The sequence below is a fragment of the Comamonas halotolerans genome (genome assembly GCF_030162935.1).
GTDB lineage: Bacteria > Pseudomonadota > Gammaproteobacteria > Burkholderiales > Burkholderiaceae_C > Comamonas > Comamonas halotolerans.
Genome location: NZ_JASAUZ010000023.1, coordinates 14,201 through 38,061 on the forward strand (window position 1 = coordinate 14,201; position 23,861 = coordinate 38,061).

The 23,861-nt window shown below is 57.2% G+C and carries 23 protein-coding genes and 3 tRNA genes; 11 read left to right on the forward strand and 15 right to left on the reverse strand.

Annotated elements, in window-relative coordinates; all coding sequences use genetic code 11:
- Positions 1–281 precede the first annotated feature (281 nt).
- Together QEP11_RS10550 and QEP11_RS10555 are read left to right on the forward strand one after the other, a co-directional pair.
- Positions 282–1,295: a cytochrome-c peroxidase gene (locus tag QEP11_RS10550; RefSeq protein WP_284336612.1), complete on the forward strand. Its 1,014-nt coding sequence runs from the start codon at positions 282–284 to the stop codon at positions 1,293–1,295.
- Between the two features lie 122 nt (positions 1,296–1,417).
- On the forward strand, positions 1,418–1,870 hold the full coding sequence (locus QEP11_RS10555; RefSeq protein WP_284336613.1) for a Fur family transcriptional regulator: 453 nt from the start codon (positions 1,418–1,420) through the stop codon (positions 1,868–1,870).
- Positions 1,871–2,196: 326 nt separating this feature from the next.
- On the opposite strand, the gene ppc is transcribed toward QEP11_RS10555, so the two are convergent.
- Positions 2,197–5,049, reverse strand: coding sequence for a phosphoenolpyruvate carboxylase (ppc, locus tag QEP11_RS10560; protein WP_284336614.1), 2,853 nt, complete (start codon positions 5,047–5,049; stop codon positions 2,197–2,199).
- Between the two features lie 93 nt (positions 5,050–5,142).
- Here ppc and hemC point away from each other — a divergent pair, with 93 nt between their 5' ends.
- From hemC to galU, 6 genes are all read left to right on the forward strand, one after another.
- On the forward strand, positions 5,143–6,078 hold the full coding sequence (hemC, locus tag QEP11_RS10565) for a hydroxymethylbilane synthase (RefSeq protein ID WP_284336615.1): 936 nt from the start codon (positions 5,143–5,145) through the stop codon (positions 6,076–6,078).
- Between the two features lie 9 nt (positions 6,079–6,087).
- Positions 6,088–6,882 (forward strand): uroporphyrinogen-III synthase, encoded by a 795-nt coding sequence (locus QEP11_RS10570; RefSeq protein WP_284336616.1) that lies wholly within the window; start codon positions 6,088–6,090, stop codon positions 6,880–6,882.
- Entirely contained in the window at positions 6,869–7,969 is a 1,101-nt protein-coding gene (locus QEP11_RS10575; RefSeq protein ID WP_284336617.1) for a uroporphyrinogen-III C-methyltransferase, read from the forward strand. The genes QEP11_RS10570 and QEP11_RS10575 overlap by 14 nt, the downstream gene beginning before the upstream one ends.
- 23 nt (positions 7,970–7,992) lie before the next feature.
- Positions 7,993–9,276, forward strand: a complete 1,284-nt coding sequence (locus QEP11_RS10580) for a heme biosynthesis HemY N-terminal domain-containing protein (protein ID WP_284337014.1) — start codon at positions 7,993–7,995, stop codon at positions 9,274–9,276.
- A 179-nt stretch (positions 9,277–9,455) separates the two neighbouring features.
- Positions 9,456–12,344 carry a valine--tRNA ligase gene (locus QEP11_RS10585; RefSeq protein WP_284336618.1) on the forward strand — a complete coding sequence of 963 codons (2,889 nt, stop codon included), beginning with the start codon at positions 9,456–9,458 and terminating at the stop codon, positions 12,342–12,344.
- A gap of 74 nt (positions 12,345–12,418) precedes the next feature.
- The gene (galU, locus tag QEP11_RS10590; protein WP_284336619.1) at positions 12,419–13,306 is read left to right on the forward strand and encodes a UTP--glucose-1-phosphate uridylyltransferase GalU; all 888 of its coding nucleotides are present in this window, start codon (positions 12,419–12,421) and stop codon (positions 13,304–13,306) included.
- An 81-nt stretch (positions 13,307–13,387) separates the two neighbouring features.
- On the opposite strand, the gene QEP11_RS10595 is transcribed toward galU, so the two are convergent.
- The 3 genes from QEP11_RS10595 to cysM form a co-directional block, all read right to left on the reverse strand.
- On the reverse strand, positions 13,388–13,615 hold the full coding sequence (locus QEP11_RS10595) for a sulfurtransferase TusA family protein (RefSeq protein ID WP_284336620.1): 228 nt from the start codon (positions 13,613–13,615) through the stop codon (positions 13,388–13,390).
- A 217-nt stretch (positions 13,616–13,832) separates the two neighbouring features.
- Positions 13,833–14,444, reverse strand: a complete 612-nt coding sequence (locus tag QEP11_RS10600) for an NUDIX domain-containing protein (RefSeq protein WP_284336621.1) — start codon at positions 14,442–14,444, stop codon at positions 13,833–13,835.
- Between the two features lie 202 nt (positions 14,445–14,646).
- Complete coding sequence (gene cysM / locus QEP11_RS10605; protein ID WP_284336622.1) at positions 14,647–15,555, reverse strand: cysteine synthase CysM; 909 nt, start codon at positions 15,553–15,555, stop codon at positions 14,647–14,649.
- Between the two features lie 39 nt (positions 15,556–15,594).
- Here cysM and QEP11_RS10610 point away from each other — a divergent pair.
- The 3 genes from QEP11_RS10610 to QEP11_RS10620 all read left to right on the forward strand — a co-directional run bounded on the left by QEP11_RS10610 (position 15,595) and on the right by QEP11_RS10620 (position 15,937).
- A tRNA-Leu gene (locus QEP11_RS10610) sits at positions 15,595–15,679 on the forward strand.
- 43 nt (positions 15,680–15,722) lie between these two features.
- A tRNA-Met gene (locus tag QEP11_RS10615) sits at positions 15,723–15,799 on the forward strand.
- 53 nt (positions 15,800–15,852) lie between these two features.
- Positions 15,853–15,937 (forward strand) — tRNA-Leu (locus QEP11_RS10620).
- Between the two features lie 226 nt (positions 15,938–16,163).
- Here the strand turns inward: QEP11_RS10620 and ccmI are convergent.
- From ccmI to QEP11_RS10675, 11 genes are read right to left on the reverse strand one after another with little or no spacing between them, the layout of a single operon-like run.
- Complete coding sequence (gene ccmI, locus QEP11_RS10625; protein ID WP_284336623.1) at positions 16,164–17,042, reverse strand: c-type cytochrome biogenesis protein CcmI; 879 nt, start codon at positions 17,040–17,042, stop codon at positions 16,164–16,166.
- Positions 17,039–17,500, reverse strand: coding sequence for a cytochrome c-type biogenesis protein (locus tag QEP11_RS10630; RefSeq protein WP_284336624.1), 462 nt, complete (start codon positions 17,498–17,500; stop codon positions 17,039–17,041). Before QEP11_RS10630 ends, ccmI begins: the two co-directional genes overlap by 4 nt.
- Positions 17,497–18,024 carry a DsbE family thiol:disulfide interchange protein gene (locus QEP11_RS10635; RefSeq protein ID WP_284336625.1) on the reverse strand — a complete coding sequence of 176 codons (528 nt, stop codon included), beginning with the start codon at positions 18,022–18,024 and terminating at the stop codon, positions 17,497–17,499. The genes QEP11_RS10630 and QEP11_RS10635 overlap by 4 nt, the downstream gene beginning before the upstream one ends.
- The gene (locus QEP11_RS10640) at positions 18,021–20,024 is read right to left on the reverse strand and encodes a heme lyase CcmF/NrfE family subunit (protein ID WP_284336626.1); all 2,004 of its coding nucleotides are present in this window, start codon (positions 20,022–20,024) and stop codon (positions 18,021–18,023) included. The genes QEP11_RS10635 and QEP11_RS10640 overlap by 4 nt, the downstream gene beginning before the upstream one ends.
- Entirely contained in the window at positions 20,021–20,464 is a 444-nt protein-coding gene (gene ccmE, locus QEP11_RS10645) for a cytochrome c maturation protein CcmE (protein ID WP_284337015.1), read from the reverse strand. Before ccmE ends, QEP11_RS10640 begins: the two co-directional genes overlap by 4 nt.
- Positions 20,464–20,592, reverse strand: a complete 129-nt coding sequence (ccmD, locus tag QEP11_RS10650; RefSeq protein WP_284336627.1) for a heme exporter protein CcmD — start codon at positions 20,590–20,592, stop codon at positions 20,464–20,466. The genes ccmE and ccmD overlap by 1 nt, the downstream gene beginning before the upstream one ends.
- On the reverse strand, positions 20,592–21,359 hold the full coding sequence (gene ccmC, locus QEP11_RS10655) for a heme ABC transporter permease CcmC (protein ID WP_284336628.1): 768 nt from the start codon (positions 21,357–21,359) through the stop codon (positions 20,592–20,594). The genes ccmD and ccmC overlap by 1 nt, the downstream gene beginning before the upstream one ends.
- 1 nt (position 21,360) lies before the next feature.
- Positions 21,361–22,017, reverse strand: a complete 657-nt coding sequence (gene ccmB / locus QEP11_RS10660) for a heme exporter protein CcmB (RefSeq protein WP_284336629.1) — start codon at positions 22,015–22,017, stop codon at positions 21,361–21,363.
- The gene (gene ccmA, locus QEP11_RS10665) at positions 22,014–22,694 is read right to left on the reverse strand and encodes a cytochrome c biogenesis heme-transporting ATPase CcmA (RefSeq protein WP_284336630.1); all 681 of its coding nucleotides are present in this window, start codon (positions 22,692–22,694) and stop codon (positions 22,014–22,016) included. Before ccmA ends, ccmB begins: the two co-directional genes overlap by 4 nt.
- A 4-nt stretch (positions 22,695–22,698) precedes the next feature.
- On the reverse strand, positions 22,699–23,337 hold the full coding sequence (locus tag QEP11_RS10670) for a cytochrome c3 family protein (RefSeq protein ID WP_284336631.1): 639 nt from the start codon (positions 23,335–23,337) through the stop codon (positions 22,699–22,701).
- A 14-nt stretch (positions 23,338–23,351) separates the two neighbouring features.
- Complete coding sequence (locus tag QEP11_RS10675; RefSeq protein WP_284336632.1) at positions 23,352–23,840, reverse strand: nitrate reductase cytochrome c-type subunit; 489 nt, start codon at positions 23,838–23,840, stop codon at positions 23,352–23,354.
- Positions 23,841–23,861 lie beyond the last annotated feature (21 nt).

Sequence of the window (23,861 nt, forward strand, 5' to 3'; positions counted from 1 at the left end):
TGAAGGTAAACACTGTCAGGCAGCGCGGCCAGTTCACAACATTGGCACAAACCCGCTTGCACAACGTACGCAAACTCTTTTTTCTTGACGCTGCGCAATGTCACAAATTTCAGTATCGAGTGAAATGGAATTGTTATCTGGACTATGTCTAAACAGTGCAACCTGAAGCACTACCTCGATAGCTGCGAAAAGGTCTCACTGCTAGCCGGCACAGATAACCGTGCGATGTTTGCTGCAAACCTTGCGCGCATTTGAAAACGACAAGTGCTCTGGAACCACATATGAAAATCAAACTGCGTCCTCTCGTTGCCGCTGCGATGGTTGTTGCTAGTTTTGCTGCTGCCCCAAGCTGGGCCATGCAGCCCAACAACGAACCAATCTCTCCACTGATTGCCCCAGAGGTCTCCAACCCCGCCATGGTTGAGTTGGGCAAGAAGCTGTGGTTTGATCCTCGCCTGTCGAAGTCCGGCTTCATCTCCTGCAACTCCTGCCACAACCTGTCCATGGGTGGTAGCGACAATCTGAAGACCTCGATCGGACACAACTGGCAGGAAGGCCCCATCAACTCGCCCACCGTGCTGAACTCCAGCCTCAACGTTGCGCAGTTCTGGGATGGTCGTGCTGGTTCGCTGAAAGAGCAGGCTGGCGGCCCCATTGCCAACCCTGCTGAAATGGCCTTCACCCACGAATTGGCTGTTGACATGCTGAACTCCATCCCTGGCTACAAGGCAGAGTTCAAGCAAGTCTTCAAGAAAGACAAGATCGACATTGATCAGGTAACTGACGCCATCGCAGCCTTTGAGGAAACGCTGGTGACTCCCAACTCTCGCTTTGACAAATGGCTCAAGGGTGATCAAAAAGCGCTGAGCAAAACCGAGCTTGAAGGCTACGCCTTGTTCCGCGACAGCGGTTGCGTGGCTTGCCACAACGGTGCCGCTGTGGGGGGTAACTCCTTCCAGCGCATGGGTGTCGTGGAGCCCTACAAGACTGACAATGCTGCCGAAGGCCGCATGGCAGTGACCGGTACCGATGCCGACCGCTTCAACTTCAAGGTACCAACTCTGCGTAACGTTGAGCTCACCTATCCCTATTTCCACGATGGTGCGGCGGATACACTGGGTGAAGCTGTAGACACCATGGGCCGCATTCAGTTGGGCAAGAAATTCACGCCCGAAGAGAACGCCAAGATTGTGGCGTTCCTGAAAACACTGACGGGCGATCAGCCTCAGCTCGCGATGCCTATCTTGCCCCCATCTAGCGACAAGACCCCACGTCCTCAGCCCTTCGCCAAGTAAGCGACTTGTCAAGACCCGCTAGTAGGGTCTTGCAAGTCACTCACGACGTGGTACGCATCCGCCAAAAGGCATTTCCTGCCTTTTAGCGGATTCTTTTTTCACCGGCTTGACCCGAGGTCTCCATGGATCTTTCACTGCATACGCCCTCTTCAACTATCGTCAGCGATGTTCAAGCACGTTTGTACGATGTGGGGATTCACCCTACGCGTCAGCGCTTGGCGATTGCTCATGTATTGCTGCAAGCCCCCGTTCACTTAACTGCAGACGATATCTTGCTGGCCGCGCGTGCTTACCTGCCCAGCCTTTCACGCGCCACCGTGTACAACACATTGCCGCTGTTTGTAGAGAAAGGCCTGTTGCGAGCACTGCGCCTAGACACTGACCGCACGGTCTATGACTCCCGTACCGATGCGCACTCCCACATTTACCATGAAGACACTGGTGTGCTGGAGGATTTACCTTCAGAGCCTTTGCATTGGCCCTCCATCCCTCCCATTTCTTCAGACCTGGAGTTGGTAAGCCTCGACCTGGTTGTGCGCGTGCGCCAGCGTGCTACGCATGCAGCATCATCTTGAGAAACTGATCGGGCGACTTGGTTATTGCAAATCGCCACAGGCCAGGACAAATTCTTCAAAAATTACTGAATCATATAAAAACAATAAAAATCAATAACTTGAAGAAGCAGCAACAAGAAAAACAGATACTTTTAACATCAAAACAAAAGATGTTTTATATAAGACATCTTTTATGAAAAATAACGAAAAATACTGACAGAACGTTAATTCATTCCTACAATTGATCCATCGCCTAACAGCGAATCAACAAACGAGGATGCTCTGGAACCAACCAGAGCGGAGGAGGCCAGGCCTGCATCACTGATGCAGGCCTTTTTCTTTTGCATTCAGCCTGTATTGCGCAGACCGGCAGCAATGCCGTTGATGGAAATGTGAATTCCGTTCTTCAGACGTTCATCCGTCTGCCCAGCACGCCAGCGGCGCACCAGTTCTACCTGTAAATGATGCAGGGGATCGATGTACGGAAAGCGATGGCGAATAGAGCGAGCCAAAGCAGGGTTGCCTGCCAAACGATCCGCCTCTTCGGTGATTTTGGTCAATGCTTCAGCGGTTCGCAGCCACTCTGCCTCAATACTGGAAAAAATGCGCTTGCGCAAGCGCGCATCCGTCACCAGCTCGCTATACCGCGAAGCCAATGCCAGATCGCTCTTGGCCAATACCATGTCCATATTGGAAAGCAAGGTTTTGAAAAAAGGCCATTGGCGATACATCTTTTGCAGCAAAGCCAATTGCCGCCTGGGATCCGTGCCTTCCGTCTGCAAGAAAGCTTCCACCGCCGATCCAAAGCCGTACCAGCCGGGCAATGTCAGACGGCATTGCCCCCAGCTGAAGCCCCAGGGAATAGCCCTCAGATCTTCAATGGCCTGCGTCGCCTTGCGCGATGCAGGGCGAGAGCCAATATTGAGCTCGGCAATCTCTCGGATGGGTGTCGCCCCAAAAAAGTATTCTGCAAATCCGGGCGTTGCATACACCAACTTGCGGTAAGCGGACATGCTGGACTGTGACAAACGCTCTGCTGCCTGCAAAAAGGCCTTGCTGGCTGCCTTGGTGGGTTGCAGCAAGGTGGCTTCCAAAGTCGCGGCCACCAGGGTTTCAAGGTTGCGCCGCCCAATATCAGGATTGGAATACTTGGAGGCAATGACCTCGCCTTGCTCCGTCAGCCTGATCTGCCCACGCACAGTGCCAGGTGGCTGCGCCAAAATAGCCTGGTAGCTAGGGCCACCACCACGTCCCACGGTACCACCGCGACCATGAAACATACGCAGCCTCAAGCCGTGCTGCGACTGCAGTGCATCAAACAACTCCACCAACGCCAGCTCTGCCTGGTACAGCTCCCAGTTGCTGGTAAAGATGCCACCGTCCTTGTTGCTGTCGCTATAACCCAGCATGATGTCTTGAACGCCACCGGCACTTTGCACCAACGCTGTCACACCCGGCACAGCGTAGTACGCCCGCATGATGTCAGCGCAGGCACGCAAATCGTCGATCGTCTCGAACAGGGGCACCACAATCAGCCCCAACCTGGCATTGCTTTGCTCCAGCATGCCCTGCATGAGCCCGACCTCCTTTTGCAGAAGCAACACTTCCAGCAAGTCACTCACGGTTTCAGTGTGGCTGATGATGTAGTGGATGATGGCCTCGTCCCCATAACGGTCACGCATGGTTTTGGCCATTTCAAAAATCTGCAGCTCGCTGCTGGCCAACTCCGAATATGCCGCCCCCACCACCCGTAATGGCCGTGCTTCTTTGAGCAAACGCTGCAGCAGCTCGCATTTGCTGGCCTCATCCAGTTGCGCGTAGCTGCTGTGTACCTGCGCCACAGCCAACAGCTCTGCCATCACCGCCTCATGCTTGTCCGAGCTTTGGCGCAAATCAACCGTGCAGAGGTGAAAACCAAAAACCTGTACTGCACGCATCAGGGGATACAAGCGTTGAGCGGCCAAGCTCTCCCCATGATGGGCGCGCAAGGAATCGGCAATGACCTGTAGATCCTGCAGAAACTCTTCGGCCTGTAGATAGCGGTTTTGCGGCATCACGGCATGGCGAGCGGCCTGCCCACCCGTCAATTCCTCCAAGGTAGCCGCCAAACGAGCATAAATACTGGTCAAAGCACGGCGATAGGGTTCGTCTTGGCGATGCGGATTGCTGTCGGGGGAGGCATTGGCCAGCGCCTGCATTGCAGCAGACACATCCACAAGGCGTGCAGAGACCGAAAGTTCACCACCCAGGTAATGCACCTCCGTCAGATAGTGGCGCAAAACCACATCGCTTTGGCGACGCAGCGCCAGTTCCAGAGTCTGCGCCGTCACGTTCGGGTTGCCGTCCCGGTCTCCTCCGATCCACTGCCCCATGCGCAGAAAGCTGTGTACAGGCTGACCATCCAGTGCCTCTTCCAGCGTTGCATAAAGCCTGGGCACTTCACGCAAGAAGGTAGCTTCGTAGTAGCTCAATGCATTTTCAATTTCATCGGCCACCGTCAGTTTGGAATAACGCAGCAATCGCGTCATCCATAGTTGCGCCACACGCGCACGCAGCTTGGCTTCGTTGGCGGCCAGCTCTCGTGGTGTCAAGGCATCTTTGGCACTGTTAAACAGCTGAGCGCGCGCAGCGATGTCATCGCGCTCCACAAGCAGACGCGCAATGTCATGCTCGGCCTGCAAAATGCTTTGCCTTTGCACCTCCGTGGGATGGGCTGTCAGCACCGGCGAGACATAGGCTTGCGCCAAGGTCTTGGCGATCTCATCTGGCTTGATGCCTGCCCAGCGCAGCCGTGACAGCGCTACCTCCACACTGCCCTCCTGGGTGTTGCCTGAACGCTCATGCACCGCGCGGCGACGAATGTGGTGACGATCTTCGGCCAGATTCGCCAGATGCGAAAAATAAGTAAACGCACGAATCACGCTCACGGTCTGATCAGTACTCAGACCCTTGAGAAGTTTTTTGAGTGCCTTATCGGCTTCGTGGTCATGATCACGCCGAAATGCGACAGACAATTGACGCACCTGCTCGATCAACTCATAAGTCGCAACCCCCTCTTGCTCACGGATGATGTCCCCAAGAATGCGTCCCAAAAGACGTATGTCTTCGATCAGCGGCTGGTCTTTGTCATTTTTACGCGTGTTTTTCGTAGACGAAACCAAGGCACGTTGATCTTGATCTTTCTTTATCGCAGCAGTCATTTTTATGAATACTCCAGCCGGGTTGTATGGCAACTGCGCATGCTAGCATCGACCATTGATTACAAGGCTGCTTCAGCCAGCAATTGAAAAGTCATGACCCTAGCAACATCCTCACTCTCCATCGTTATCGCCACCCGTGAAAGCCGCCTAGCACTTTGGCAAGCAGAGCATGTCAAAGCCTTGCTGCAAGCACGTGGTCACACGGTAGAGCTCCTGGGCATGACGACCAAGGGCGACCAGATTCTGGATCGCACGCTCTCCAAGGTGGGAGGCAAGGGACTGTTTGTGAAAGAGCTGGAAGTGGCCCTGGAAGAAGGCCGTGCGCACATTGCTGTGCATTCGCTCAAAGATGTCCCCATGGACATGCCACAAGGCTTTGCGCTGGCCTGCGTCATGGAGCGCGAAGACCCTCGAGACGCTTTTGTTTCTCCAAAATTCAACAGCCTGAGCGAATTGCCACAAGGTGCCGTGGTTGGCACCTCCAGCCTGCGCCGCCAAGTGCTGCTCCAAGCCCTTCGCCCTGACTTGAAGATTGAGCCATTGCGCGGCAACCTCGACACCCGACTGCGCAAACTAGACGAAGGCCAGTACGATGCCATCGTGCTGGCTGCAGCAGGCCTCAAGCGCCTGGGCATGCAGGTACGCATCCGCAGCATTTTTGAACCAGAAACCATGCTCCCTGCAGCAGGTCAAGGGGCGCTGGGCATTGAAATTCGGGCGGATCGCCAAGACTTGGCTGACGCTTTGGCTCCACTGGCCCACATGCCAACGTGGCTGCGCGTGACCGCAGAACGCGCTGTTAGCCGCGGCATGGGTGGCAGCTGCTCTGTTCCTTTGGCCGCGCATGCAGTGCTGGACGGCGACACCATGCGTTTGGATGCGGCATGGGGCGATCCTGATGGCGTGCAAGCCCTGGTTCAGGTCCAGCAGACTGCACCTGTCACCACCCTTGCCCAAGCCGAAGCTTTAGGTGCAGAAGTTGCGGCCCGCCTGCAGGCCGGTGGTGCGAAAGTCTGCGCTCAGGCCTGAGCAGGCAGCATGCCCGAACTTGTTGTCACTCGCCCACAGCCTGATGCATCGCTGTGGGTGCAGCAACTGCAAAGCGCAGGCCAAGCTGCTTGCGCAGTGCCCATGATGTTCATAGGTCCCAGCCAGAGCGCAGAAGCTCTCGCTGCTGTGCATGCCGCCTTGCAACGACTGGGCAGCTACCAGGCCATCATGTTCGTCAGTGGCAACGCTGTGCGTTATTTTTTTACACAGCTGCGCAACCAGTCACTCATGCCTGCTCACCACACGCAGTTTTGGTCACCGGGCCCGGGAACCACCAAAGCCTTGCTGGCAGAAGGAATTCCTCTTCCAAACATTGTTCAGCCCGCGCAGGATGCCCCGCAATTTGACTCCGAGTCTCTCTGGGCACAAGCGCAGCACCATATTCACGTTGGCGACAAAATACTGATCGTGCGCGGCGGCGACGGATCCAATGCAGTGGGGCACGGCCGCCCCTGGATGACAACCCAACTACAGCAGCACGGCGTACAGGTGGACTTCGCGCCCGTTTACGAACGCCAGGCTCCTCGCGCTACACCTGCGCTGCTGGAACATATTGCCAGCTTGCGTGATCGCCAAGCTGTGTGGCTTTTTAGCAGCTCAGAGTGTGTGCAACATTTGGTGCAATGCAACACTCAATGGTCTTGGCACAGCCACGCCGCCTTAGCCACACACCCGCGCATCGCCCAGCAAGCGCGCGAAGCAGGCTTTCAACGTGTCATTGAGACACTCCCTACCGTACAAAGCATCACGGCCTCGATAAAATCATTGCATGACCACCCCTGACGGCGCCCCCATCCCTTCTCAAGCGGTTCCTTTTGAAACCCGGCATGCACCGCGTCCCGCAGCACCTGGCTGGACCTGGCTCTCGCTGGTGGTTGGGGCCACCGGTTTAGGCTGCAGTGTTTTGCTGTGGCAAAAAGTGGATGGCATGCAAGAACAGCTGGCCCGCCAATCTGCCGATGCCACCACCCAGGCAACCGAAGCCCGCGCATTGGCGCGTGAGTCTCAGGATTTGGTTCGCGATGCCAGCGCCAAATTGTCCGTCATGGAAGTTCGCGTCAATGAAGTGAGTTTGCAGCGTGGTCAGCTCGACGCACTTGTTCAAAACCTGACCCGCTCTCGTGACGAGACCTTGGTGGTCGACATTGAGTCGGCCATCCGCATGGCGCAGCAGCAAATGCAGCTGACAGGTAGCTACGAACCCCTGATTGCCACACTGCAAGGCAGCATCAAGCGCATCGAACGCGCAGCGCAGCCTCGTCTGGTGCCTGTACAGCAGGCGATGGAACGCGACCTGGAGCGCCTGTCCCAAACCTCGGTGACCGACACTGCCAGCTTGCTTGCCCGCATTGATGACATAGTTCGCTTGGTCGACGACATGCACGTGCAAAACAGTGCGCCTGTACCCAGTGAGCTGCGCCAACCACTGCGCAAAGCGCCTGACGCTGCTGGCAGCGCAGATGTCTCCGCTCCGCCGAGCAGTCCTTCGCAATGGCAATGGTGGGTCGACTGGGGGCACAAAATCTGGCAAGCCGCAAGCGAAGAGGCGCGCGACCTGATGCGCGTGAGCCGCATTGAAAATGCGGATGCCATTTTGATGGCGCCAGAACAGGCCTTCTTTGTACGCGAAAACCTCAAGCTGAAGTTACTCAATGCCCGCCTGGCCATACTGGCGCGGCAATACGATGCTGCTCGCGCCGATATCGGTACCGCCCAAGCTTCGCTGAGCAAGTACTTTGACAGCAACTCCCGCCGCACACACCAGGCGCAACTGGTACTGACACAGCTGCAATCCCATATTCAGTCCACCACGCAGCCTGCGCTGGACGATACGTTGACGGCCCTGTCTACAGCGGCCACGACTCTTTGAGCGCATAAAGGAATCACCGCATGATGCGCGCTGCACTTTGGTTTGTTGGTTTGTTTGCTTTGGCCGTTGCTGTTGCGTTATTTGCCGGCAACAACCAAGGTATGGTCAGCCTGTTCTGGCATCCATACCGGGTGGATCTGTCGCTGAACATGGTTCTGTTCGTGCTGTTGGCAGTATTTGCCATCAGCTATGCCGCCATGCGGGCGTTCTCAGTGCTGTTCATGCTGCCCTACCAGGCCAAGCGCTGGCGCCAGCAACAAAAAGAGCGTCAGATGTACCAGGCCCTGGTTGAAAGCCTTTCACACCTGCAGGCCGGGCGATTCGTTCGCGCACGCAAATCTGCGCAGGTGCTGCTCAAGCTCAGTGATGAACTGCGCACCGAGCAAGCCAATGTCCCGCAGGACTCCACCCTGCGAGCCATTGCCCACATGCTTTCGGCCGATAGCGCTCATGCGCTGCGCGACGTTGAAGCACGCGATACGCATTACGCACAGGCCTTGGACGATGTACCTTTGAACGGCAGCTTGCAGCAACAAGAAGTGCGTGAAGGTGCACAAATGCGCGCTGCACGCTGGGCACTGGATGACCGCGACCCTCAGGAATCCTTGCGCCGTCTGGAGCAACTGCCTGCCGGAGCTCGCCGCCGCACGATGGCGCTACGCATTCAACTCAAGGCCAGCCGGCTGGCCCACAACAACCAGACCGCTCTGGACACAGCACGCCTGCTGGCCAAGCATGGCGGATTGTCGCCGGAAGCTGCCAGCAGCATCACCCGCGGACTTATCCTGGAGCAACTGCACAACACGCACGATGCAGATCAATTGCAGCGTCTCTGGAAGGATTTGCCACAATCTGAGCGCAACACGCCCGACATTGCCCTGGCTGCAGCGCGCAAACTGGTGGAGTTGCAAGGCGATGCCTCCCAGGCTCGCAATTGGCTGCTGCCTGTATGGGAGCAATATTTGAGCAATCCCCAGGATTTGTCGGCCTTGCAAACACAGCGCTTGTTCTCTGTCATGCAGCAAGCACTCGACGGGCTGGATGCCAACTGGTTGGCCCGCATTGAATCCGCACAGCATGCTGCTCCGCAAGAACCCCGTCTGCAATATCTCGCTGGCATGGCCTGCGTTCAACGTCAGCTGTGGGGCAAGGGAGAGCAGCTGCTGCACAATGCTGTACCACGTTTGAGTGATACCAGCTTGCGGGCCAGTGCCTGGAAAGCCCTGGCTGTGCTCGCGGAGCAACGCGAAGACAGCAATGCCGCAGCCCATGCCTGGCGCCAGTCGGCGTTGCTAAGCCCTCTATAAACCAGAGCAGAAGGCTCATATTGCATCTGCGCCTTCTGCCAATTTGGTCTTCAACAATGACCCGCCTCAGCTATAGGCTGGCTCGGTCGCTAAAATCAACCTTAATCCGTCATTTCAGCTAACAGCTATCAGACGGCATCCCGCTTGGCGGCGATGCCGTTTTCATTTGCGAATCCGCCATGAGTGAAACCATTGCCCAGCCAGGCCTTGACAGCCTGTCCAAATCTTTCGAACCAGCCTCCCTGGAAGCCCACTGGGGCCCCGAATGGGAAAAGCGCGGCTACGGCAATGCGGGCTACCGGGGCACCGGCAAACCCAGCAGCGAAGCCGCAGCCGCTGGCAATAACTTTGCCATTCAGCTGCCCCCTCCCAACGTAACCGGCACCCTGCACATGGGCCATGCGTTCAACCAGACCATCATGGACTCGTTGACCCGCTACTACCGCATGAAGGGCCATAACACTGCCTGGGTACCCGGTACCGACCACGCAGGTATCGCCACCCAGATCGTGGTGGAGCGTCAGCTCCAAGCCCAAGGCGTGAGCCGCTATGACCTGGGCCGTGATGAGTTCGTGAAGAAGGTGTGGGAGTGGAAAGAAAAGTCCGGCAATACCATCACCACCCAGATGCGCCGCATGGGCGACACCGTGGACTGGAGTCGCGAGTACTTCACCATGGATGACAAGCTCTCCAAGGTCGTGACCGACACCTTTGTGAAGCTGTATGAGCAAGGCCTGATCTACCGCGGCAAACGTCTGGTGAACTGGGACCCCGTATTGCAGTCTGCCGTGTCGGATCTGGAAGTGGAAAACCAGGAAAAAGACGGCAGCCTGTGGCACATCGCCTATCCATTGACCAGCGGAGCAGGCAATCTGGTGGTGGCCACGACCCGGCCTGAGACCATGCTGGGCGACGTCGCCGTAATGGTTCATCCTGAAGATGAGCGTTACAAGCACCTGATCGGTCAGACCGTGACGCTGCCGCTGGTAGGCCGCCAGATCCCGATCATTGCTGACGAATATGTGGACAAGGAGTTCGGTACCGGCGTTGTGAAGGTCACCCCTGCGCACGACCAGAACGACTATCAGGTAGGCATCCGCCACGGCCTGCCCATGATCACAGTGCTGGACCTGACTGCCAAGATCAACAACGAAGCGCCTGAGAAATACCAGGGTATGGACCGCTTTGTGGCCCGCAAGGCCATCGTGGCAGATCTGGAAGAACTCGGCCTGATGGTCGAGATCAAAAAGCACAAGCTGATGGTGCCCATCTGCGACCGCACCGGTCAGGTGATCGAACCCATGCTGACCGACCAGTGGTTTATCGCCATGAGCAAGGTCAGCGAGCAAGACCCCACAGGCAAGTCCATCGCACAAAAGGCCATTGATGCAGTCGCTTCCGGTGAAGTGAAGTTTGTGCCTGAAAACTGGGTCAACACCTACAACCAGTGGATGAACAACATCCAGGACTGGTGTATTTCGCGCCAGTTGTGGTGGGGCCATCAGATTCCTGCCTGGTACGACGAAGAAGGCAATATCTACGTTGCCCGCAACGAAGCCGAAGCACAGGCCAAAGCACCTGGCAAGCAACTGCGCCGTGACGAAGACGTGCTGGACACTTGGTATTCATCTGCCATGGTGCCATTCAGCACCATGGGCTGGCCCGAGCAGACGGACGCAGCAGAAGACGACTTCAACCTGTACCTGCCCTCCTCGGTGCTGGTAACGGGCTACGACATCATCTTCTTCTGGGTGGCACGTATGATCATGATGACCACGCACTTCACTGGCCGCGTGCCCTTCAAACATGTGTACATCCACGGTCTGGTGCGCGATGCCCAAGGCAAGAAGATGTCCAAGTCTGAAGGCAATGTGCTGGACCCTGTGGACCTGATCGACGGTATTGCACTGGAGCCGCTGCTCGAAAAGCGCACCACCGGCCTGCGCAAGCCCGAGACCGCACCTCAGGTGCGCAAGAACACGCAAAAAGAGTTCCCCGAAGGCATTCCCGCCTATGGTGCAGACGCCCTGCGCTTTACCTTTGCCGCGCTGGCATCGCTGGGTCGCTCCATCAACTTTGACAGCAAGCGCTGCGAGGGCTACCGCAACTTCTGCAACAAGCTGTGGAATGCCTCACGCTTTGTATTGATGAACTGTGAAGGCTACGACTGTGGTCTCAAGGAACACTCCGCTGCAGAGTGTGCTGGCGGCTATATGTCGTTCAGCCAGCCTGACCGCTGGATCGTTTCGCAGTTGCAGAAGGTCGAGGCCGAAGTCGCCAAGGGCTTTGCCGAGTTCCGTTTGGACAACGTCGCCAACACCATCTATGACTTTGTATGGAATGAGTTCTGCGACTGGTACCTGGAAATTGCCAAGGTACAAATCCAGACCGGCAACGAAGCCCAGCAACGCGCCACCCGCCGCACCCTGATCCGCACACTGGAAACCATCCTGCGTCTGGCCCACCCTGTCATTCCTTTTGTGACGGAAGAGCTGTGGCAAAAGGTGGCGCCTGTGGCTGGCCGTGAAGGCGCATCGATTGCCGTGGCAGCCTACCCTGAAGCCCAGCCCGAGAAGATCGACGAAGCAGCCATCGCTTACGTCTCCCAGATCAAGGCCATGGTGGACACCTGCCGTACCCTGCGCGGCGAGATGGGCGTCTCCCCCGCCCAACGCCTGCCTTTGCTGGCCATGGGTGACAGTGCAGAAGCGGCCGAGTTCCTGCAAGCAAATGCCGCCGTGCTGAAAAACCTGGCCAAGCTCAGCGAAGTCAAAGTGTTCAGCGATGAGGCCGCATGGCAGACCGAAGCACAGTCCGCACCTGTGTCTGTGGTGGGCGATGCCCGCTTGGCGTTGTTCGTCGAAATTGACGTTGAAGCAGAAAAAGTCCGGCTGGGCAAGGAGGCCAAGCGCCTGGAAGGCGAAATCGCCAAGGCCAACGGCAAGCTGAACAACGAAGCTTTCTGCGCCAAGGCACCTGCTGCTGTGCTGGAGCAAGAAAAGAAGCGTGTCGCCGACTTTGGTGCCACACTGGCCCGAATTCAGGAGCAATTGGCTCGCCTGGGCTGATATGCTTGCCCACTGAGCGACAAAAGGCGCAGGGTTCTGCGCCTTTTGTTCATCCAGAACAAGAAGGATTGACCATGTCTAATTCCACCCGCGTGCGCAAAGCCGTCTTCCCTGTTGCTGGCCTGGGCACCCGCTTTTTGCCCGCCACCAAAGCCTCTCCCAAGGAGATGCTGCCCGTAGTGGACAAACCCTTGATCCAGTACGCCGTCGAAGAAGCCTACGAAGCGGGCATTCGCGACATGGTTTTCGTTACTGGCCGTAGCAAGCGCGCCATCGAAGATCACTTTGACACGGCCTATGAACTGGAAAGTGAGCTGGAGCGCACGGGCAAACATGCAATGCTGGATCTGGTGCGCAGCATCGCGCCTGCCGACATGAACTGCCTCTTTGTACGCCAGCCCCGCTCGCTGGGTCTGGGTCATGCCGTGCTGTGTGCAGAGCCCTTGGTTGGCAACGAACCCTTCGCTGTCATTCTGGCCGACGACTTGATGCGCGGTGAAGCCGGTGGCCCTGGCATCATGAAACAAATGACCGATGCGTTCCAAAAGCAGGGGCGCTCACTGCTGGCCGTACAGGAAGTGCCGCTGGAGCACACCAGGCGCTATGGCATCGTCAAAGGTGAGCCTGCGGGAGGCCCGCTGATGCGCGTGGATGAGATCGTGGAAAAGCCCGCACCGGAGAAAGCGCCTTCTCGGATGGGCGTTGCAGGCCGCTATGTGCTGACCCCGCGCATCTTTGATGAAATTCGCAACCAACCCAGCGGCGTCGGTGGCGAAATTCAGCTCACCGATGCCATCGAACGTTTGATGGCGCACGAAACTGTCTACGCCTTCCAATACACTGGCAAGCGCTATGACTGTGGCAGCAAGGAAGGCTTTTTGGAAGCAACGGTGGAACTGGCGCTACAACACCCTGATGTGGGTGCTCATTTCCGTGACTATCTCAAAAACCTCCATATCTGAGCTGCATATTGACATGCACTACCCATAAAAAAGCCTGCGCCAGATGCAGGCTTTTTTTATGGTTTGAAGACGTGGAACCCTTTAGCGGCGGCGCAAGATGTGGATGTATTCCGTGCCCACCGTATCTTGCTGAATCAGTTCATTCCCCGTTTGCTTGGCAAACGCCTGAAAGTCTTTGATGGAGCCTGTATCCGTTGCCACCACCTTCAGCAATTGACCGCTGCTCATCGCCGCCAAGGCTTTTTTGGCTTTCAAAATAGGCAATGGGCAATTCAAACCGCGGGTGTCAATTTCTTGGTGGATATCCATGGCACTTATTCCTTATTGAAATGCCATTGTAGGCATCTGACAAAGCCCATGACTACGGTATTTGTGCACCCAAGCACTCTTGCCCATCCATTCCAAGCCACGATATCACCACCCTCATCGCACCCCAAAGCGCGATAAAGACAGGACGGTGAATCCGCAGCCCTTGCTAGCACGATGCAAAAGCAACAACAGCCTGGGGAGGAAGTTAGCTGCCGCTCTATAAGCTTGGTGGCAGTACAAAGCGCTCGTCTAGAGGCCAAAGCTGCACAGGCCATTTGGCCGGATCAGGTTCTGGGTTCTGTCCAGGTCTGAATGCACCAAACTGCGGCTCCACGCCTTTGCTTTTCACCCAGTGGGCCAAGGCATAGCCCGTGCCAGCAGGCCAGCAGCGCACCTCCTGGGCTGACTTCCACTGGTAGTCCACCAACTCCGACGAGAGTCTGACCTCACCTTCCACACGCACATGGTAGGCAATCAACACTTGGTTCATGCGCAAAAACTCGCACGCGCCCAGAAGGCGTAGCGCTTTCACACGCAGATTGGTTTCTTCCAATACCTCGCGGCAAATGCCCGCTTCGGGTGACTCCCCTGCCTCCATAAAGCCGGTAATCAAGCCAAATACACCTTCCTGCCACAAGGCATTGCGTGCCAACAACACCTGACCCGCATCGTTTTCCACCACCGCCGCCAGCACTGGCGTGGGGTTTCCCCAATGCGTCCAGTCACAAGCGGGGCAGCGCAAACGCTCTTTCATTCCGCTGTCTTCTTGCTGTGCCATCCATTGCAGCGGGGTGGCACAACTGGGGCAAAAACGCATTTCATGGCTCATGGCAGAGACTTTTCGCAGAGAAATATTGGCAAAAAAAAGGCCGCAACAAACGCGGCCCTGGTGCATGCGGCATGCACTTCGCACCATCGCTTTACAAGCACCTAACAACAGCAAAGACACAGCGTCAGACGCAAGCAAGAGAAAGTATCTCACCAGCTTTCAATCACTGCGTAGCAAGGGTGACATGCAAAACGATGAGCGATCAAGCAGGAAATACGCCGGTAGATAGATAGCGATCACCCCGATCGCACACCACAAAGACTATCGTCGCGTTTTGCTCACGCTTGGCAATCTCCTGCGCGACCCAGCATGCGCCTGCCGCTGAGATTCCCGCAAAAATACCTTCTTCGCGAGCCATGCGACGAGCCATGTCTTCCGCATCGTCCTGGCTGACATAGACCAACTCATCCACCAAGCTCGCGTCATAGATCTTGGGCAGATATTCTTCCGGCCACTTGCGAATGCCTGGGATGCGAGAGCCTTCAGACGGCTGAGCCCCAATAATCCTGACATTGGGATTCTTTTCCTTGAGGAACTTGGCTACGCCTGTGATCGTCCCTGTAGTGCCCATGGCGCTGACAAAGTGGGTGATCTCACCGCCGGTTTGCTCCCACAGCTCAGGCCCTGTGGTCTCATAGTGCGCACGGGGATTGTCTTCGTTGGCAAACTGGTCCAGCACCACGCCCTTGCCCTGCGCAACCATCTGGTCCGCCAGATCACGCGCATATTCCATACCACCGCTCTTGGGCGTGAGGATCAGCTCTGCGCCATACGCCTTCATGGTCTGGGCGCGCTCGATCGACAAGTCCTCAGGCATGATCAGCACCATGCGATAGCCCTTGATGGCCGCCGCCATTGCCAAGGCAATACCTGTATTACCAGAAGTGGCTTCAATCAGCGTATCACCAGGTTTGATCTCTCCACGCTCTTCCGCGCGCTGGATCATGGACAGCGCTGGACGGTCTTTGACCGAACCTGCAGGATTGTTGCCCTCAAGCTTGCCAAGAATCACATTGCCGCGCTCTGCATTGGCAGAGGCTTCAATGCGCTGCAAAGCCACCAGCGGGGTAGAACCGATGGCAGCTTCAATGGAAGAATATTTTTTTGTCATGCCATAAATGTGCCATAATTCCGCTCATGCACTGATGACGCCCGGGTGGTGGAATTGGTAGACGCAGCGGACTCAAAATCCGCCGCCGCAAGGCGTGCCGGTTCGATTCCGGCCTCGGGCACCACACAATGGTGCAAGCGTCGTCATCATATGCAATCCAGAATTACCGCGAGGTGGAGCAGTCTGGTAGCTCGTTGGGCTCATAACCCAAAGGTCGTTGGTTCAAATCCAGCCCTCGCAACCAAGTTTATAAAGCTTGCAGAAAAACGCCAACTTTAGTTGGCGTTTTACCTTTCAGCCCGGGTGGTGGAATTGGTAGACGCAGCGGACTCAAAATCCGCCGCCGCAAGGCGTGCCGGTTCGATTCCGGCCCCGGGCACCATCACATTGATTCTGATTGCCGTCTTACCACCTGCTCAAGCCAGATGGTTTTCAAAGGTTCTTCCCGTTCCATTCAAGCCAGCGCAAGCTGGCTTTTTTGTTCATGCCCATCTGCTGGACAACACGCTGCACTGCAAACCTTCCCCTATACACCCCGAAACACCTGCGCCTTGCAAAAGCCCATGGCCAGCCCTCTTCCATCAGGTACGAGTTCTGGCCATAGGGCGCTAAGGGTTTTGCATCAAGTCCAGCTTCATCAAATCATCTTGAACCTGCAAGGCAACGTCTGAGCCGGGCTCAAGCAAAGCGAGCAATGCCTGCCAGTGTGTACGGGCTATGTCAAACTCTCCTTGCTGCACGGCTGCAGCCCCGGCCAACGCCAAGGCCTTGGGCTGCGCAGCATCAAGGCTCAAGGCCTGTTCAATGGAAGCTGCAGCCATTTTCAGATCTCCCCCGCCAGCAGACGCCTGGGCATCAGCCCTGTCCGCCCACAGACGCGCTTGCTCCTGCGATCCTGCGTCTTGCTTTGCTGCGAGTGCAATTGCACGCTGGTATGCCTGATCTGCATCGGCATAGCGCTCCATCACTTCATAAGAGCGCGCCAGCATCACCCAGCCAGGCAAATTGTCCGGTTCGGCCTGCAAGCGCTGCGCCAGCCCATCCACCATGGACTCCACACGCACCTGTCCGGCACCATGTCCCAGCTCATCACTTTGTGCCAGGCGTGCAGCGGCCTGTGGGTCCCCCACCTGCAGATACAAACCCAAAGCCGCTACCGGCACCAGCACAGCCAGAACCAACCCTGTCATGCGCATCAGCCAGGGATTGTGTTTCCACGATTTCAATGCAGCCCGCTGATCAAGCTCGGCGAGTAAACGACGCTGCAACTCATCTTCAGCCTGCGCTCTGTCGGCAGCGCTCAAATTACCTGCGTGCAGCTCTCTATCGAGTTCACCGAGTTGCGCACGGTACAAATTGCGCAGTGTTTCATCCGTGCTGTGCAACGGCGCTGCTGCTTGCTCTTTCAACAGTGTGGGCAGCAAAACCAGCAAGCTCACAAGCAGCAATACCAGCGCCCCCAACCACAATGCATGGAGTTCCGTCATGGCTGCTCCTTGTCTTTCGTCATGTCATCACCTTGGGCCAACCATGTCGCGGCACGCTGGCGCTCCTGCTGCGTCAGCCCCGGTGAGCTGGCCTGGATGCGTCGATGCAGCGTACGCCACATGAGCGCAAAGCCACCCAGCACAGCCACAAAAGGCAAGCACCAAAGCAGCCATGTCGATGGCTTCCATGGCGGTGCATAGCGCACAAATGAACCATAACGCTGCTCAAAGAAGGCCACCACCTGCGCATCGCTTTGGCCCTGCGCCAGCTGCTGTGCAATCTGCTTGCGCATATCCTTGGCAATTGGCGCCTGAGACTCTGCCACCGTCTGGTTCTGACAAACCACGCAGCGCAGTTGCTCAGCCAGTGCTGCTTCGCGTGCCACCAAATCATCGGACTGTGCCCATGCTCCGCTGCAGCACAGGGCCGCACTCATCACCAATGTCCACGCTTTCATTGCACAGCCCTCACCACCGGCATCAGTTTGTCTCGCCACACCTCGGGGGTGACAGGACCCAGGTGGCGATAGCGCACACGCCCCTGGGCATCAATGACAAAAGTCTCTGGCACGGCATGAATACCAAAATCCATGCCCACACGCCCATCTGCATCCACACCTGAAATCACATACGGATTGCCTGCTACACGCAACAGCGCCTGGGCCTTGTGCAGCTCGTCTTTGTAATTGAGTCCATATACAGGCACTTGCTCTTGCTGCGACAGCTGCGCCAGCACCGGCATTTCCTGGCGGCAGGGCGCACACCATGAGGCCCATACATTCAGCAGCCAAACTTGGCCTTGTTGCGCCTGGGGCTGCCACCGGACAGCATTGTCAGCAGCACCCAGCACCGGCAACTCAAACGCGGGGATGGGCTGCTCCAGCAAGGCTGATTCCAGCGCACGCGGATCTCGCTGCAACCCCAGGCCCAGCATGACTGCCAGACCCAGAAAAATCGCCAAAGGAATTGCAAAACGCATCATGCCTCCTGCCTTGCCATCGCCAAATTCCCGCTGTTGTGCACACGCTGGCGAGTGCTGCGAAAGCGCTTGTCCATCAGGCTCAAGCCTGCTCCCAGCGCCATCATGAAGGTGCCCAGCCATATCCAGTCCATCATGGGCTTGATCTGCACGCGCAGCGTCCAGGCCATGCCTTGCGCATCCAGTGGCTCGCCCAGCGCAATAAACACATCTCTGTGCCAGTTGCTGTCAATGGCGGCCTGACTCAAGCCCATGCTTTGCACACGGTAAGCACGCTTTTCCGGGTACATATCCCACTGCGCATCACCTTGGCTTACGCGAAAGTGCGCGCGCTGCGCATCGTAGTTCGGGCCAGAGACCGCTTGCAGGCTTTCAAAGTGAAAGCGATAACCTCCGACCTCCAGACTCTGGCCTTGCTGCACACTGGTTTCACGCTTGGTTTCCAGCCCGTTGGCAGCGCTGACCGCAATGACGAAGATGCCCACTCCGGTATGCGCCATCAGCGTGCCCCACCAGCCCCAAGGTTGTCGCACAATGCGTTGCCAGCCCTGTCCTTGTCGCAAGGCAGGCACCAGGCGTTGCCAGGCATGTGCCCAAGTACTGAGCACGCACCACAAGCCCAGTGCCAAACCCAGCAACGTTGTGGTGGATATCTGCCAGCCCTGCTGCCCTTGCGCCAGATACAGCAGAACCACACAGACCACCGTCACCACGACCGCCATGCGTAATCGGGCCCACAGCTCGCGTGCGCAACCCTGCTTCCACCGCGCTATCGTGCCAACACCCATGAGCGCCAGTGCTGGCAGCACCAAAGGCAGGAACACGGCTTCAAAATACGGCGGCCCCACCGAAATTTTCTCGTCACGCAGCACATCCAGCGCCAGCGGATACAGCGTGCCGATCAACACCGCCAATGCACCGGCGGTGAACAACACATTGTTGATGAGCAGCAGCGTCTCTCGCGACAGCCAGCTGAACTGGCCGCCGCCCTTGCCCAGCTCGGGTGCTCGCCATGCATACAGCCACAGCGAAGTGCCCACCACCGCCACAATGAAGCACAAGATAAACAGGCCACGGCCAGGGTCCACAGCAAACGCATGCACCGAGGTCAACACCCCTGAACGCACGAGGAAGGTGCCCAGCAAACACAGCGAGAACGCACAGATCGCCAGCAAGGCCGACCAACTGCGAAATGCGCCCCGCTGATCCGTCACTATCAAAGAGTGCAGCAATGCCGTCCCCACCAGCCAAGGCATGAACGAGGCGTTTTCGACGGGGTCCCAGAACCACCAGCCACCCCAGCCCAGCACGTAGTAAGCCCAGGCACTTCCCAGCAAGATGCCCACCGTCAGAAACGCCCAGGCGGCCAGCGTCCATGAGCGAGACCAACGCGCCCATGCGGCGCCCAGTTCCCCCGAGATCAATGCCGCCAGAGCAAATGCAAACGGCACGGCAAAACCCACATAGCCCATGTACAGCAACGGGGGGTGAAACACCATGCCGGGGTCTTGCAGCAATGGGTTGAGGTCTTTGCCTACCAGCGCAGCTGGAACAAGCCGCAGGAATGGATTGGAGAGAAACAGCAAAAACAGCAGCAAGCCCACGCTGATCCAGCCCAGAACTGCCAGTACCCGCGCAACGAAATCTTCTGGCAAAGCCTGGCTGCGCCAGGCCACCGCCACACTCCAGCATGCCAGCAGCACTTGCCACAGCAGCATGGAGCCTTCATGCCCCCCCCAAAATGCGGTGAGCTTGTAGATGGTGGGCAAATCCTGGTGCGAGTTGGCTGCCACGTACAGCACCGAGTAGTCTCCCACCCAGAAACACCAGATCAATATTGCCGTTGACAGCAGCGAAAGCGCGCACTGCAACACTGCAGCAGGCCGTGCCACACGCACCCAGGCCACAATGCCCAGCTGCGCCCCCAGCAATGGCAGCGTGGACTGCACCACCGCCACAATCAAGGCCAGCACCAGTGCGAAAACACCCAACTCAGCAATCATGGTTGGGCCTTCACGGTCTGGGCTGCATCTTCCAGCGCCTTGGCTGCCTCTGGCGGCATGTAGTTCTCATCGTGCTTGGCCAAAACTTCGCTGGCTTCAAACCAGCCTGAGCTTTGCAACTTGCCTGACACCACCACGCCCTTGCCTTCTTTGAACAAATCCGGCAACAAGCCTTGGTAGCGCACCGGCACCTGCTGCACCTCATCGGTCACCACAAACTGCACCTGCAGCCCATCGGTAGAACGCTGCAATGAGCCCTCCTCGACCAAGCCGCCCACTCGAAAAGCGGCATCGGCTGGTGCCTGCCCCGCCTGCACCTGGCTGGGGCTATAGAAAAACATGACATTGGCATCAAGCGCACGCAGCACCAGCGTCACCGCCAAACCGACCAGTGCCACGCCCGCCAGCACCCACATCAAACGTTTCTTGCGCGGTTTCATCACAACGCGTCCTCCTGCTGCACCTGTTGCGCTTTGCGCCAGCGCAGCCACAAACTGATGGCTTCTGCCAGCAGCAGTAGCGCACTGACGCCATAGGCCAGGGCTATATAAAAAGCATGGCTTTGCATCACAGTTGCTCCTCCTGTGCTCGCTCTCGAATCAAACACCGCGTGCGCACCAAACACACGGCCAAGGTGTAGGCCCAGCAAGCGAATGTCATGAGCAACATTCCCAGCAGCATGGTGTGCGTCATGCTCGGTGCGGCATCCATGCGGATGGTTGCGCCCTGGTGCAAGGTGCTCCACCACTGCACCGAAAAATAGATGATGGGCACATTCACCACACCGGCCAGCAAGACAATGGCGCCAGCACTTTCGGCACGTTCTGTGTCTTCAATGGCAGAGACCACCCCGAGATAGCCCAGGTACAAAAACAGCAGGATCAGCTCAGAAGTCAACCGCGCATCCCAGACCCACCAGGCACCCCAAGTTGGTTTGCCCCAGGCCGCGCCCGTCCACAGGGCAATCACCGTAAACAAGGCTCCCGTGGGCGCCAGCGCCCGCGCCAGCATCGGCGAAATTCTTGTGCGGTAAATCAGTCCCAGACCCGCATGCACGGCCGCAGCGACGTAGATCAGCATTGACATCCAGGCCGCAGGCACGTGCAAGAAGATGATGCGGTAGACCTCGCCTTGCTGGTGGTCTGTGGGAGCAATGCCAAATCCTACCCACAGACCCGCAACCGCCAAAGCCAACGCAGCAGCTGCCAGCCAGGGCCATAGACGAGCGGCCCAGTGGTCAAACACCAGGGGCGAAGCCAGCTGTCGCCAGCGAAAACCTGCCTGCACCGCAGCAGGTACCGATCGCAAATCAGATTTGCCTGTATGAGGATTCATATCATTCCAGCGCCAGACGCAATGCCGCAGCAATGGCCCATGGCCCAGCCAATAACGCCAAGCACAGGCATGCGCCGAGCAAATTCAAAGAGGGAGCCGAAGGCAGCCCCAGCAAGGCTTGCGTGACGGCATGGCTTCCAAAAATCAAGATGGGGACGCACAAAGGCAGCACCACCAAGGTCAGCAGCAACTGACCGCGCAACCCCAGCGTCAACGCTGCCCCCAAGGCGGCTAGCAAGCACAGGCTGGGCGTGCCCAGTGCCAGTGACAGCAGCAACACCGCAATCACTTCATTGCTCAAACCGTATTGCCAGCCCAGCAAAGGTGCTGCCAGCAGCAAAGGCATCACGCCGACCATCCATTGCGCAAATACCTTCAAGCCCACCAGCAATGGCAGCGGTGTGGCAGCCAATGTCCATTGCTCCAACGAGCCATCGGAATAGTCACTTTCAAACAAACGGTGCTGGCCCAGCAACACGGCAAGCAAGGCCGCAACCCACACCACACCGGGAGCGATCTGGCGCAGCAACGCGCCATCTGGCCCTAAAGCCAAAGGAAAAAGACTGCCGACCATGACGAAAAAGGCCAGCCCACTCAAAGCGTCCACCGGACGCCGCATGGCCAGTCGCAATTCACGAGCAATCACGCCGCGCATCATGCTGCAGCCTCCAGCACGCGCATTTGAGGGGCTTGAGCACTCAAGTCCAGCACCCGTGTCGGCGTATTCGGTACAGTGATTCCACGGTGGCTTACAACAATGCTCAGGCCTCCCGCCTGGGCATGCGCAGCCAGAAGATCTGCCAGCCATATGCAAGCCTGCGCATCCAGGGCATTGTCTGGCTCATCCAGCAGCCACACGGAGCGGCCACTCAGCATTACTCGCGTCAATGCCAAGCGCCGGCGCTGTCCTTGCGAAAGGCGCGCTACTGGCCGCTGCATCAAATCCGCCAAACCCAGTTGCTCAAGCACTGGCACGACCTGCTTGGCCGACCAGCACACGCCCTGCATCTGCAAGGCAAAGCGCAAGTTCTCCATGCCGCTAAGGGCATCGCTCATTGCACATTGATGCCCCAGATAAGCCAGTTGCAGCTGAAATTCAGGGTGGCGAGCCGTCACTTGCCGACCGCACCATATCAACTCACCTGCGCGCCAGCTCATCAAGCCCGCCAGGCTGCGCAGCAAGGTGCTTTTGCCTGTGCCATTGCCGCCTTGCAGCAGCAAAATCTGGCCCGACTGCACTTCCAAGTCAATATCTCGCAACAGCACACGTCCATTGCGAATGCACCCAAAGCCCGCCACTTGCAGGCTTTGGGATGCAGGTAACGCATTCACCATGGACTCAAGGCTTGGCAACTGCTACGGGTGAAGGAATCACTTGACCGGGCGTATCGCTTGGCCCTTCGCCTGGAGGAATATGCGGCAGGTTGTGCGCAATACCCTTGTGGCAATCGATACAGGTCTTTTCCTTGTTTGCCAAATACGTCGAGTGCATGTTCTGCGCACGCTGGCTCTGGCGTGTGAAGTCCATGGATTCATAGTTGTGGCAGTTGCGGCACTCCAGAGAGTCATTGGCTTTCAAACGCGACCATTCATGCTTGGCCAGTTCCAGACGCTTGGCTTCAAACTTTTCTGGCGTATCAATGGTGCCAAAGATCTTGCCCCAGACTTCCTTGGAGGCCTGCATCTTGCGTGCCATCTTGTCTGTCCAGTTGTGTGGAACGTGACAGTCAGAGCAAATCGCACGCACGCCAGAGCGATTGGTGTAGTGAATGGTGCTTTTCAGCTCAGCAAACACGTTATCGCGCATCTCATGGCAGCCCGTGCAGAACTTCTCGGTGTTGGTCACTTCCATGGCCGTATTGAAAGCACCCCAGAACAAGATGCCCGCAATAAAACCACCGATCGCCAAGAACCCCAGGCTGAAGTGCACACTGGGGCGGCGTATGACTCCCCAATAGCGCTTAAGTAAATTAAACATGCTTGGGCCTTACATCAGTTTTTCTTGGCGGCATTGGCAGGGTTCTGCAATGCCTTGAGCAGCAGACTGTCCACGTCCTGGAAGGTGTTCGTCACAAAAGGACTCACGTTTTCCTGCCCCACGTGGCACTGCACGCAGTAGTAGCGACGCGTGGAAATCTGCTCCAGCGTATTGCCATCGCGGTCTTGGTAATGCGTTACAGACACAGGCACGGCTTGTGAGACTTCTGCCTTGGAGCGCGAGTGGCAGTCCATGCACTTGTTGAAGTTCTTGTCGACCTGGTAACCGTCAATACGGTGTGGAATCACTGGTGGCTGCTGTGCATAGTTACGTGTGCGGCGCACATCGTCATTCACGGCATTTCCCAGCACTGGAGGCGTGGTTGTCTCCAGCACAGGGGCCGGGCCCCGGGCCTTGTCGTACAGCGGTTCCGCCGACACGCTCACAGAGGTCAACCCCGCACACAGCATCAGCGCCATTCCCAGTTTTCTAATGAGTTTCATAGTGGGCTCCTGTGCTTGTTC